This window comes from Micromonospora sp. NPDC005194, from assembly GCF_040608335.1.
Taxonomy (GTDB): domain Bacteria; phylum Actinomycetota; class Actinomycetes; order Mycobacteriales; family Micromonosporaceae; genus Micromonospora.
The window spans coordinates 25598-37193 of the sequence record NZ_JBEXIA010000049.1 but is presented as its reverse complement, the minus strand read 5'-3'; the positions used below and the strand labels follow the sequence as shown (position 1 = coordinate 37193).

At 73.6% G+C, this 11596-nt stretch carries 12 protein-coding genes; 10 read left to right on the top strand and 2 right to left on the bottom strand.

The window, feature by feature from the left end:
• The first annotated feature begins 286 nt into the window (after positions 1 to 286).
• Together ABZU53_RS28950 and ABZU53_RS28945 are read left to right on the top strand one after the other, a co-directional pair.
• Positions 287 to 583: a hypothetical protein gene (locus ABZU53_RS28950; protein ID WP_354861940.1), complete on the top strand. Its 297-nt coding sequence runs from the start codon at positions 287 to 289 to the stop codon at positions 581 to 583.
• Complete coding sequence (locus tag ABZU53_RS28945; RefSeq protein WP_355068650.1) at positions 580 to 978, top strand: hypothetical protein; 399 nt, start codon at positions 580 to 582, stop codon at positions 976 to 978. The genes ABZU53_RS28950 and ABZU53_RS28945 overlap by 4 nt, the downstream gene beginning before the upstream one ends.
• 19 nt (positions 979 to 997) lie before the next feature.
• On the opposite strand, the gene ABZU53_RS28940 is transcribed toward ABZU53_RS28945, so the two are convergent.
• Positions 998 to 1768: an HAD-IA family hydrolase gene (locus ABZU53_RS28940; protein ID WP_354861937.1), complete on the bottom strand. Its 771-nt coding sequence runs from the start codon at positions 1766 to 1768 to the stop codon at positions 998 to 1000.
• Between the two features lie 86 nt (positions 1769 to 1854).
• Between ABZU53_RS28940 and ABZU53_RS28935 the strand changes: the two genes are divergently transcribed.
• Together ABZU53_RS28935 and ABZU53_RS28930 are read left to right on the top strand one after the other, a co-directional pair.
• On the top strand, positions 1855 to 4656 hold the full coding sequence (locus ABZU53_RS28935) for a DEAD/DEAH box helicase (protein ID WP_355068648.1): 2802 nt from the start codon (positions 1855 to 1857) through the stop codon (positions 4654 to 4656).
• A gap of 166 nt (positions 4657 to 4822) precedes the next feature.
• Entirely contained in the window at positions 4823 to 5707 is an 885-nt protein-coding gene (locus tag ABZU53_RS28930) for an MHYT domain-containing protein (protein WP_355068646.1), read from the top strand.
• 25 nt (positions 5708 to 5732) lie between these two features.
• On the opposite strand, the gene ABZU53_RS28925 is transcribed toward ABZU53_RS28930, so the two are convergent.
• Positions 5733 to 6101: a nuclear transport factor 2 family protein gene (locus tag ABZU53_RS28925; RefSeq protein WP_355068644.1), complete on the bottom strand. Its 369-nt coding sequence runs from the start codon at positions 6099 to 6101 to the stop codon at positions 5733 to 5735.
• 137 nt (positions 6102 to 6238) lie between these two features.
• Here ABZU53_RS28925 and ABZU53_RS28920 point away from each other — a divergent pair, with 137 nt between their 5' ends.
• From ABZU53_RS28920 to ABZU53_RS28895, 6 genes are all read left to right on the top strand, one after another.
• Positions 6239 to 7057: a helix-turn-helix transcriptional regulator gene (locus ABZU53_RS28920; RefSeq protein WP_355068642.1), complete on the top strand. Its 819-nt coding sequence runs from the start codon at positions 6239 to 6241 to the stop codon at positions 7055 to 7057.
• A 97-nt stretch (positions 7058 to 7154) separates the two neighbouring features.
• Positions 7155 to 8006, top strand: a complete 852-nt coding sequence (locus ABZU53_RS28915) for a fumarylacetoacetate hydrolase family protein (RefSeq protein WP_354861930.1) — start codon at positions 7155 to 7157, stop codon at positions 8004 to 8006.
• A complete protein-coding gene (locus ABZU53_RS28910; RefSeq protein ID WP_354861928.1) occupies positions 8003 to 8752 on the top strand; it encodes an SDR family oxidoreductase in 750 nt (249 codons plus the stop codon). Before ABZU53_RS28915 ends, ABZU53_RS28910 begins: the two co-directional genes overlap by 4 nt.
• 19 nt (positions 8753 to 8771) lie before the next feature.
• A complete protein-coding gene (locus ABZU53_RS28905; protein WP_355068640.1) occupies positions 8772 to 9539 on the top strand; it encodes a (Fe-S)-binding protein in 768 nt (255 codons plus the stop codon).
• Between the two features lie 20 nt (positions 9540 to 9559).
• The gene (locus ABZU53_RS28900; protein WP_355068653.1) at positions 9560 to 10996 is read left to right on the top strand and encodes a LutB/LldF family L-lactate oxidation iron-sulfur protein; all 1437 of its coding nucleotides are present in this window, start codon (positions 9560 to 9562) and stop codon (positions 10994 to 10996) included.
• Positions 10978 to 11592 carry an LUD domain-containing protein gene (locus tag ABZU53_RS28895; protein WP_355068638.1) on the top strand — a complete coding sequence of 205 codons (615 nt, stop codon included), beginning with the start codon at positions 10978 to 10980 and terminating at the stop codon, positions 11590 to 11592. The genes ABZU53_RS28900 and ABZU53_RS28895 overlap by 19 nt, the downstream gene beginning before the upstream one ends.
• Positions 11593 to 11596: the final 4 nt, after the last annotated feature.

Below are 11596 nucleotides of genomic sequence, written 5' to 3'. Positions count from 1 at the left end.
CTCGGCGGCGGGGCGCGGGGCGCGCCCCTGGGCGGCATGTTCGCCAGCGCGTGGGAAAACACCACCCCGTTCGGGGCCGCCGCCGTCGCGATGGCGGCGATCGCCGCCATCGCCTGGCGGCCCCTGCGGGAGGCGGTCGCCTGAGCGGCCGGCCCCGAACGACGGCGAGCTTCCGCCGTTCGGGGCCGGCCGCCCCGGCGTGGCCCTTCGACCCCGCACGCACCCGAGCGCGGGACACGGCCGTAGGTGTTCGCCGACGCGGTGCTACCGGCGTACGGTCTCGGGTATGACCAGCGCGATGCGGAAGCTGTCCATCTCCGTCCCACCCGACGTGGCGGAGCGCCTGGAGCACGAGTCCAACGCCAGCGCGTACATCACCCAGGCCGTCCGGGACCGGATGCGTCTGGACGCCCTGGACGCGGAGCTGGCCCACCAGGGCATCCAGATCACCGAGCAGGGTGTGGCCGAGGCGCGCGCCCGTCGTGCCGCCGTTGAGGCCGACTGGTCGCCGGAGCGCCGCAATGCGCTGCGTGAGCGGGCACGCCAACACCTGCTGGACACCACCGACCAGCCGGCCGCGTGAGCGCCGCGGACGACCGGCCGGTTCGGCTCGTGCTGGATCGGTCGGCGCTGCTGGCTTATCTGGCGGGGTCGGTGCATGTCGGAGAGCCGCTGCACGAGGTCATCCAGGACCGCAACAGGTTCGGTGTCACCGCCGTTACCGCGGCGGAGGCCCTGGCGATCGTCAGCGACCCGAAGGAACGGGCGACCCTGCACCGGCTGCTGACCCTGGACGCCTGTGCGGTGCTCTCCACCGAGGGGCGCTCCTGGCACGAGCTCAGCTACTGGCGGACGGTGACGGGTCGGGCCGATCTCGCCACCACGGTGCTGGCCGTACTCGACCATGACGCCTCGATCCTGACCGGGGAGGACCGGTACGGCGACGGCGAGCTGCCGGTCATCCACATCCCGGCCTGACGGTTTCCGCGGGCGCGGCTCAGGTCGGCAGGGCCAGGTCCAGGACCGCGCCGAGGCCGTTCTCCCGGCCCGGGTCGGCGGCCGGGAGCACCAGCACCGCGCAGCCGGCGGCGACGGCGCCCGCGTCCGCCGGACTGTCGCCGACCATCAGCGTCTGCTCGGGGTCGACGCCGAGCATCCCGCACGCCCGCCAGAAGATCGCCGGGTCGGGCTTGCAGCGCCCCACCTCGTACGACAGCACGAACGCGTCGACGAGGTCGGTCAACCCCCAGGCGTCGAAGTGCGGCCGCAGGTCGAAGCCGATGTTGCTGACCACCGCCACCCGCACACCGGCGTCGCGCAGCGCGGCCAGCGTGGGAGCGGTGTCCGGGTACGGCAGCCAGCCCTCGGCGACGAGCAGCCGCTCGTAGAGCGCGTCGGCGAAACCCTCGATGCCCGCGTCCACGGTTTCGGCAAGCCCCGTGTACGCACCCCGGTGCGCGTGCGCGTAGAGGTCCCGGTCGGCCCACAGCTCGGCCAGCCGGGGCGGCACCCGGGCCGGCAGGGGACCGCCCGCGCGGCCGGCGGTGAGCAGCCGGTCGGCCAGCGAGGTGGCGCGAACCCGGTCCAGGGTGACCCCGCACGCGGCGGCGGCTTCGATGACCCACTGTCGGGGCTCCTCCACCTGGGCCAGGGTGCCGTGGAAGTCGAAGAGCACCGCCTTGACGGGCCGTCGGGACGCCCGCGGGGCGCTGGCGTCCGCGACGCTGCCCGGCGGACTGGTCTGGGGCGGTTCGGCATGGTCCGGCACGCCGTGCACCCTACCGACCCCCGCCGACGGCCTCTCGGGACGGCCTTGTGGGGTGCACTGTCCCGGCACGCACTAATCTTGGTGCCATGTCGAGCCCCGCCGAGCGGTACGCAGCGGCGCGCCGCCGGGCCGCGCAGACCGCGCAGTTCCCGGCACTGGACGAGTTCGCCCTGGACCTGGGGTTCGATCTCGACGACTTCCAGCGCGAGGCGTGTCAGTCGTTGGAGCGGGGCAGCGGCGTGCTGGTCTGTGCCCCCACCGGCGCGGGTAAGACCGTGGTCGGCGAGTTCGCCGTACACCTGGCGCTGCGCGGGCGGCCCGACGACCCGGCGGCGGCCGACGACGCCGCGACGCCACCGACCCGGCGCAAGTGCTTCTACACCACGCCGATCAAGGCGCTGTCCAACCAGAAGTACCACGATCTGGTCGCCCGGTACGGCGCCGAGCAGGTCGGCCTGCTCACCGGCGACAACGCGATCAACGGCGACGCGCCTGTGGTGGTGATGACCACCGAGGTGCTGCGCAACATGCTCTACGCGGGGTCCAGCACCCTGCAGGGGCTGGCGTACGTGGTGATGGACGAGGTGCACTACCTCGCCGACCGGTTCCGCGGCGGCGTGTGGGAAGAGGTGATCATCCACCTGCCCGCCTCGGTCACCCTGGTCTCGCTGTCGGCGACCGTGTCCAACGCCGAGGAGTTCGCCGACTGGCTGGTCACCGTGCGCGGCGAGACCGCCGTGGTGGTCAGCGAGCACCGGCCGGTGCCGCTGTGGCAGCACATGCTGGTCGGCAAGCGGATGTTCGACCTGTTCCACGACGCCGACGCCGCCCGCAAGCACGACGTGCACCCGGAGCTGCTGCGCTACACCCGCGACACCGTGCGCCGCCTGGAGCTGGGGGAGGGGCGCAGCGCCGGGCCGGGCGCCGGCCGGCGCGGCCCCCGCTGGCGTGGGCCGATGCGCCCGGACATCGTCGACCGGCTGGACCGCGAAGGGCTGCTGCCGGCGATCCTGTTCATCTTCAGCCGGGCCGGCTGCGCCGCCGCCGTGCAGCAGTGCCTGGCCGCCGGGCTGCGGCTCACCTCGCCCGAGGAGCGGGCCGAGATCCGCCGGGTGGTCGAGTCCCGGGTCACCGCCATCCCCGGCGAGGACCTGACGGTGCTGGGCTACTGGGAGTGGCTCGACGGGTTGGAGCGTGGCCTCGCGGCCCACCACGCCGGCATGCTGCCGGTGTTCAAGGAGATCGTCGAGGAGCTGTTCGTCCGGGGTCTGGTCAAGGCGGTCTTCGCCACCGAGACCCTGGCGTTGGGCATCAACATGCCGGCCCGCTGCGTGGTCCTGGAACGGCTGGTCAAGTACAACGGCGAGGCGCACGTCGACCTGACCCCGGGGGAGTACACCCAGCTCACCGGCCGTGCCGGTCGGCGTGGCATCGACGTCGAGGGGCACGCCGTCGTGGTGTGGTCCCCGGAGACCGACCCACGGCACGTGGCCGGGCTCGCCTCCACCCGCACCTATCCGTTGCGCTCCAGCTTCCGGCCCTCGTACAACATGGCGGTGAACCTGGTCGGCACGGTCGGCGCGGAGCCCGCCCGGGCGCTGCTGGAGTCCTCGTTCGCCCAGTTCCAGGCCGACCGGTCGGTGGTCGGCCTGGCCCGGCAGGTGCAGCGCAACACCGAGACCATCGAGGCGTACGGCGCGGAGGCCGCCTGCCACCACGGCGACTTCGACGAGTACTTCGCGCTGCGGGTGGCGATCGCCGACCGGGAGAAGGCCATCGCCCGGCAGGGGCAGACCCAGCGCAAGGCCGCCGCCGTGGCGTCGCTGGAGCGCCTGCGGGTCGGCGACGTGATCCGCGTGCCGTCGGGCCGGCGGGCCGGCCTGGCCGTCGTGCTCGACCCGGCCACCGGTGGTTTCGGCGAACCTCGTCCGCTGGTGCTCACCCAGGACCGCTGGGCGGGGCGGGTCAGCCCCGGCGACTTCACCACCCCGGCCGAGGTGCTGGCCCGCATCCGGGTGCCCAAACACTTCAACCACCGCTCGCCGGGTGCCCGGCGGGACCTGGCCGCCGAGGTCAGCGGCACCGGCCTGGACCGGCACGGCGGTCGCCGCGGTGGCCGCTCCCGGCAGGCGCCCGGCGAGGACCACCGGCTCACCCAACTCCGCACCGAGCTGCGTAACCATCCCTGCCACGCCTGCCCGGAGCGCGAGGAGCACGCCCGCTGGGCGGAGCGGCGCCGTCGGCTGGAGCGGGACACCGAGGAGCTGCGCGAGCGGGTGTCCGGGCGCACCGGGTCCCTCGCGCGGACCTTCGACCGGATCGTCGCGCTGCTGACCGACCGTGGTTACCTCGCCCGCGACGGCGTGGTCACCGACGCCGGTCGGATGCTCGGCCGGATCTGGACGGAAGCGGATCTGCTGGTCGCCGAGTGTCTGCGCCGACGGGTGTGGGACGGGCTCTCCCCGGCCGAGCTGGCCGCCGCGGTGTCCGTGGTGGTCTTCGAGGCGCGTCGCGACGTCGACGAGCGGGCGTCGCTGCCGCGCGGCCCGGTGGCCGACGCCGTCGACGAGACGCTGAAGCTGTGGGGTGAGATCGAAGCCGACGAGGCGGCGCGCGGTCTGGCCGCGACCCGGGAGCCGGACCTCGGCTTCGCCTGGCCGGTCTACCGGTGGGCGCGGGGCGAGGCGCTGGCCAAGGTGCTCGGCAGCGGGCACGAGATTGACGGGGAGATGCCCGCCGGTGACTTCGTCCGGTGGGCCCGGCAGGTGGTCGACCTGCTCGGTCAACTTGCCGACTCCGGCGGCGCCTCGCCGGAGCTGCGCTCCACCGCCCGACAGGCGATAGCGGCCATCAACCGGGGCGTGCTGGCGTACCACACCTCCGCCTGATCATCATTTTCGGTCAGCGTCGCCCGCGAACCGACGCATCGGACGGTCACCGCGACGGCACCCCCCGAACAGCCCGGGGGGCGCTGTTGCGCCTGGTCGGGGCACCCCTGATCATTGCCCGAGCGCCGTACTTACGCGCCGGTAACGAATGGGGGAGAGGACCGCCGTGGCGGACATCAATCACTTTGAGTACGGGTGGATCACACCCGCGCTGAGCTACGCGCTGTCCGTGCTCGGCTCGATCCTCGGGCTCGTCTGCGCCGGTCGCATCCGTACCGCCCGTACCGCCGGTCAGCGCGCCTGGTGGGGCCTGCTGGCCGCCTGGGCGCTCGGCGGCACCGCCATCTGGGCGATGCACTTCATGGCCATGCTCGGCTTCGCCGTCGGCGGCACCCGCATCCGGTACGACGTGCCCCTCACCGCCGCCAGCACCGCCATCGCGGTGGTCGCGGTCGGTATCGGCCTGGCCATCGTCGGCACCGGCCGGCTGAATCCGGTACGCCTCGTCGCCGGTGGCGTCTTCACCGGCGTCGGCGTCGCCGCCATGCACTACACCGGCATGGCGGCGATGCGCCTCAACGGCAGCCTCGGCTACGACAGCACCCGCGTCATCCTCTCGGTGGTCGTCGCGGTCGTCGCCGCCACCGTCGCGCTGTGGCTCGCGATGACCGTCCGTCGCCCACTGGCGATCTTCGCGTCCGCGCTGGTCATGGGCGTCGCCGTGAACGGCATGCACTTCACCGGCATGAGCGCGCTCTCGGTGCACCTGCACGAACGTGCGGATGGGGTGACCGGCACCAGGGTGAGCGCGTTGCTGGTGCCGATCATCGTGGCGGTGATCTTCGGGGTGGTCGGGCTGCTCTACGCCCTGCTCGCCGCGCCCACCGACGACGATCGGGCCGCCGCCGCGTACCTCGACGCGCGCCGGGGACCGGAGTCGGCCCCGGCTGCGCCGGTGGCCGCTCCGGACCCGGTCGGGCTGCGTGCGCGCTCCACCCTGGGGCAGCCCGGCACCCCGTTCCCGTCGCGTCGGGACACCCCGCCGCGCTGACGCCCAGCACCCGGGGAGGGAGTGATCAGGCCACCGGGACCCGGTCCAGGAAGCCGAGCACCTGGCTGAGCTGCCCGTTGCCGTCCAGCACGGCGACGTCGAAGCCCACGACCGGCGCCTCGACCCCGTCGGGCCCCAGCTCCCAGGTGAACCGGACCTGGTCGTGGTGGCCGTCGACCGGGCCGGCCAGCCGGAACGTCATGCCGGGAAACTGGCCCTGCACGGCCGCGATCGTCGCGTCGATCGCCTCCCGGCCCTCGGCGACGGTGAGCGGGTCGACGTAGCGGGCGTCGGGGGCCCACACGTCGGCGATCTGGGTGCGGCGACGGGCCGGGTCGGTCTCGTTCCAGATCGCGATGTACCGCTCGGCCAGCGCGTCGAAGCTCGTAGCCATGGCTCTCTCCTCATCGTCGGGTGACGAGCGGCGGTGGGCGCCGCTCTCGGGAGAGATGGTTGCGGCCCGCCCGGGGCGCTGTCGATTACGTCGGAGGTAATGGTCCGTGCGCCGGCGCGATCACTAGGGTCGGTCGCGTGACGACGACGACCAGGCCGGTACGACGGGTCGGCGAGCTGCTGCGCGACTGGCGCCAGAGCCGCCGGATGAGCCAACTCGACCTGTCGATCGAGACGGGGATCTCCGCTCGACATCTGAGCTTCGTGGAGACCGGGCGGTCCCGGCCGAGCCCCGAGCTGATCCTGCGGCTCGCCGAGCAGCTCGACGTACCGCTGGCGGACCGCAACACCATCCTGCTCGCCGGCGGGTACGCGCCCGCCTATCCCCGCCACGAGCTGGACGACCCGGAGCTGGCGCCGGTGCGTGCCGCCGTACGGCGGATCCTCGACGGCCACGGCCCGTACCCGGCGGCGCTCATCGACCGGCACTGGCAACTCGTCGAGGCCAACCCCGCCGTGGCGTTGTTCACCGACGGCGCGGCGCCGCACCTGCTCGTCCCTCCGGTCAACGTCCTGCGGCTCAGCCTGCACCCCGACGGCATGGCCCCGCGGATCGGCAACCTGCCCGAGTGGCGTACGCACCTGCTCACCCGGCTGCGCCAGACGGTCGCCGCCACCGGCGACGCGGCCCTGCACGACCTGTACGAGGAGCTGCGCGGCTATCCCGGCGGCAACGGCCATTCGCAGGCTTTGGACGACCCGGTCTCGCGGGTCGCCGTCGGGCTCCGGTACCGCCACCACGGCCGGGAACTGTCCTTCCTCAGCACCACCACCGTGTTCGGCACCCCGCTCGACGTCACCGTCGCCGGGCTTGCCGTCGAGTCGTTCTTCCCCGCCGACGCGGCGACGCTGCGCGCCCTCGGCGTACGGGGCGGCGACGAGGTCCCACCGAGCTGACCGAGGTGCTCCCGCTGTGCCGGTCGCGGGGCGTGTCGGTGTTGAATGCGGGGGTGTCCGCCACCCGCCGGTCAGCCCGGACACAGAGGAGAGTGAGATGAACTTCCAGCGCCTCGGCCCGAGCGGCCAGGAGATCCCGGTCGTCCAGCGCGACGGTACGACCTTCGACCTGCGGCCGCTCACCGCAGACCTGGACGGGGCGTTCTGGGCGTCGGACGGGATCGCGCGGACGCGGGTCGCCCTCGACAGTGGCGAGCTGGCCGAGTTGCCCGACGCGGACAGCCTGCGGGTGGGTGCTCCCATCGCCCGACCTCACAAGATCGTCTGCATCGGACTCAACTACCGCGATCACGCGGCGGAGACGGGTGCGGCGCTGCCGGCCGAGCCGGTGGTCTTCATGAAGGACCCGATGACGATCGTCGGGCCGTACGACGACGTTCTCGTTCCGCGCGGCTCGACGAAGACCGACTGGGAGGTCGAACTCGCGGTCGTCGTCGGCACGACCATCCGCTACGCCGACTCCCCGCAGGAGGCCATGCGGCACATCGCGGGGTACGCGGTGTCGCACGACGTCTCCGAGCGGGCGTTCCAGTTGGAGCGCGGGGGCCAGTGGGACAAGGGCAAGAGCTGCGAGACCTTCAACCCGCTGGGGCCGAGCCTCGTGCCGGCCGACGAGGTCGACGACCCGCAGTCGCTGGCGCTGCGGTTGTGGGTCAACGGGGTTCTCCGCCAGGACGGGTCCACCAAGGACATGATCTTCCCGGTCGCGCACGTCGTCTGGTACCTCAGCCAGTTCATGGTCCTGTACCCCGGCGACGTCATCAACACGGGCACGCCCGCCGGGGTGGCGCTGGGCCTTCCGGACCACCCGTACCTGCGCGCCGGCGACGTGGTGGAGCTGGAGGTCGCCGGCCTGGGGCGGGCACGCCAGACGTTGGTGGCGGCATGAGCGCGGAGTTCGCCGGGCTGGCCGCGCTGGTCACGGGAGGCGCCTCCGGCATCGGCCGCGCCACCGCCGTGGAGTTGCGCGAGCGGGGGGCCCGGGTGGCCGTCCTCGACCTCGACCCGAGCGGCCTGCCGGAGGGCATCGCCGGCATCGCCGCCGACGTGTCGAGCCGCCCGTCGGTGCAACAGGCTGTCGCCGCGGCCGCCGACGCGCTCGGCGGCATCGACGTGGTGGTCAACAACGCCGGGATCGGCGCGACCGGGACCGTCGCCGACCAGACCGACGACGAGTGGCACCGCGTGCTCGACGTCAACGTGGTCGGCATGGCGCGCGTCGTCAGCGCGGCCCTGCCCTGGCTGCGCCGCTCGGAGCACGCGTCGGTCGTCAACCTCTCGTCCATCGCCGCGCTCAACGGACTGCCCGGCCGGGCGCTCTACTCGGCCAGCAAGGGCGCCGTGCTGTCGCTGACCCTCGCCATGGCCACCGACCACGTCCGCGAGGGCATCCGGTTCAACTGCGTCTGCCCCGGCACGGCCGACACGCCCTGGGTGGGACGGCTGCTGGCGCAGGCGGACGACCCGGCCGCCGAGCGCCTGGCGTTGCAGGCCCGCCAGCCCATCGGACGACTGGTCACGCCGCAGGAGGTCGCGAACGCGATCGTCTACCTCGCGTCGCCGCTCTCGGCGTCGACCACGGGTACGGTGTTGGACGTCGACGGTGGCCTCACCCATCTGCGGGTCCGGCCGTGACGACGGGCGGGGGTGTGCGGTGCGGATCGCGCTGTTCGTGACCTGCCTGGCCGACACCATGTTCCCGCAGGCGGCCACCGCGACGGTGCGGCTGCTGGAGCGGCTCGGCCACGACGTGGTCTTCCCGCCGGAGCAGACCTGCTGCGGGCAGATGCACGTCAACACCGGCTACCAGCGCGAGGCCGTTCCCCTGGTACGCCGGCACGTGCGGGTCTTCGACCCGTACGACGTGATCGTCGCGCCGTCGGGCTCCTGCGTCGGGTCGGTGCGCCACCAGCACGCGATGGTGGCCCGGCGGGCCGGCGACGTACGGCTGGCCAGCCGGGCCGAGTCGGTGGCCGAGCGGACGTACGAGCTGTCGGAGCTGCTCGTCGACGTGCTCGGGGTGACCGACGTGGGCGCGTACTACCCGCACCGGGTCACCTACCATCCGACCTGCCACTCGCTGCGGATGCTGCGGGTGGGTGACCGGCCGCGACAGTTGCTGCGCGCGGTGCGCGGCCTCGACCTGGTCGAGTTGCCGGCGGCGGAGCAGTGCTGCGGGTTCGGCGGCACGTTCGCGGTGAAGAACCCGGAGACGTCCACGGCGATGCTGGCGGACAAGATGCGCCACGTGCTCGCCACCGGCGCCGACGTGTGCGCCGCCGGGGACGTCTCGTGTCTCATGCACATCGGCGGCGGCCTGTCGCGACTGCGGACCGGGGTGCGCACCGTGCACCTCGCCGAGATCCTGGCCTCGACCGAGCAGAGCGGCACGGTCAGCGCCCGATCGGCGGTCCGGTCGTGACCCGCCGGACGTTCCTCGGCATGCCGGCGACCACCCCACCGGTGACCGCGCCGGCGGGCGTGGGGCACCTGCGCGGCGACGAGTCGTTCCCGAGCGCCGCGCGGCGCAGCCTGGCCGACCCGCAACTGCGGCGCAACCTCCGCCACGCCACGTCGACGATCCGGGCCAAGTCCGCGGGTGTGATCGCCGAGCAGGCGGACTGGGAGCAGTTGCGCGCGGCGGGCGCGGCCATCAAGGCCGACACCCTGCACCGCCTGCCCGACCTGCTGGAACAGCTCGAAGAGAAGGTCGCCGACGCCGGCGGCGTGGTGCACTGGGCGGCGGACGCGGTCGAGGCCAACCGGATCGTCACCGACCTCGTCCGCGCGGCCGGCGCGGACCGGGTCATCAAGGTCAAGTCCATGGCGACCCAGGAGATCGGCCTCAACGAGGCCCTCGAAGCGGCCGGGATCACCCCAATCGAGACGGACCTGGCGGAGCTGATCGTGCAGCTCGGCGACGACCGGCCGAGCCACATCCTGGTGCCCGCGATCCACCGCAACCGGGCCGAGATCCGGGAGATCTTCCTGCGGGAGATGCCCGGCGTCGACCCGGCGCTCACCGACGACCCGGCGGCCCTCGCGGCCGCCGCGCGCCGGTTCCTGCGCGAGACGTTCCTGAGTACGCCGGTGGCGGTGTCCGGCGCGAACTTCGCCGTCGCCGAGACGGGCACCCTGGCCGTGGTCGAGTCCGAGGGCAACGGGCGGATGTGCCTGACCCTGCCGGAAACCCTCATCACCGTCATGGGCGTGGAGAAGGTGGTGCCGACCTGGCGGGACCTGGAGGTCTTCCTCCAGCTGCTGCCGCGGGCGTCGACGGGGGAGCGGATGAACCCGTACACCTCGATGTGGACGGGCGTGACCCCGGGCGACGGGCCGCAGGCGTTCCACCTGGTCCTGCTCGACAACGGGCGTAGCGCGGTGCTCGCCGACGAGGTCGGCCGGCAGGCGCTGCGGTGCATCCGCTGCTCGGCGTGCCTCAACGTGTGCCCGGTCTACGAGCGTGCCGGCGGCCACGCCTACGGGTCGGTGTACCCGGGGCCCATCGGGGCGGTGCTGTCGCCCCAGCTCACCGGCATCGAGGACAACGCCTCCCTGCCGTACGCGTCGACGCTCTGCGGCGCCTGCTACGACGCCTGCCCCGTCAAAATCAACATCCCGGAGCTGCTGGTGCACCTGCGTGCCGAGGCCGTCGAGTCGCGACCGCGGCCCACCGCCGAGTCGATCGCGATGGCCGCCGCCGCGTACACGATGGACCGACCCCGGCTGTACGCGGCCGGGCAGCGCGCCGCGCGGCTGAGCCGGCTCGCCGGTCGGCGTGGCCGAGGGCTGCCCCCACCGCTGAACGGCTGGACCGCCAGCCGGGACCTGCCGGACCCGCCGGCCCAGACGTTCCGCGAATGGTGGGCCGGGCGGTGACCTCCCGGGACCTCGTCCTCGGCCGGCTGCGGGCCGCGCTCGCCACCGGCAGCCCCGCGCCGGCGCCGGCGCCCCGCGACTACCGGCAGGCCGACGCCGTCGACCTCGACCAGTTGGCGCAGCGGCTGACCGACTACCGGGCGCACGTGCACCGGGTCGCCGAGGCCGCCGTCGCCGACACGATCGCCGACCTCCTGCCGGTGGGGGGCACCGTCGTCGTACCGCCGGGCCTGCCGCCCGCCTGGCTGCCGCCGACGGTGACCGCGCTGACCGACGACGGCCTCGGCCACGCGCGGATCGGCGCCGCGGACGCCGTCGTCACCGCCGCCGCCGTCGCCATCGCCCAGACCGGAACGATCGTCCTCGACGGCTCGCCCGACCAGGGCCGCCGGGTGCTCAGCCTCCTACCGGACCGGCACGTGTGCGTCCTCCGCGCCGACCAGGTGGTGGCCACCGTGCCCGAGGCCCTGGCCCGACTGACGCCGCACCGCCCGCTGACCTGGATCAGTGGCCCGTCGGCCACCAGCGACATCGAGTTGATCCGGGTGGAGGGGGTGCACGGCCCGCGCCGTCTGCACGTCGTCCTGCTGCCCTGACCCC

Bases quoted from the DNA above. Each gene is read 5' to 3' on its own strand.
- ABZU53_RS28950 (WP_354861940.1), top strand. From the start codon at position 287: ATGACCAGCGCGATGCGGAAGCTGTCCATCTCCGTCCCACCCGACGTG.
- ABZU53_RS28935 (WP_355068648.1), top strand. From the start codon at position 1,855: ATGTCGAGCCCCGCCGAGCGGTACGCAGCGGCGCGCCGCCGGGCCGCG.
- ABZU53_RS28925 (WP_355068644.1), bottom strand. From the start codon at position 6,101: ATGGCTACGAGCTTCGACGCGCTGGCCGAGCGGTACATCGCGATCTGG.
- ABZU53_RS28915 (WP_354861930.1), top strand. From the start codon at position 7,155: ATGAACTTCCAGCGCCTCGGCCCGAGCGGCCAGGAGATCCCGGTCGTC.
- ABZU53_RS28910 (WP_354861928.1), top strand. From the start codon at position 8,003: ATGAGCGCGGAGTTCGCCGGGCTGGCCGCGCTGGTCACGGGAGGCGCC.
- ABZU53_RS28900 (WP_355068653.1), top strand. From the start codon at position 9,560: ATGCCGGCGACCACCCCACCGGTGACCGCGCCGGCGGGCGTGGGGCAC.
- ABZU53_RS28895 (WP_355068638.1), top strand. From the start codon at position 10,978: ATGGTGGGCCGGGCGGTGACCTCCCGGGACCTCGTCCTCGGCCGGCTG.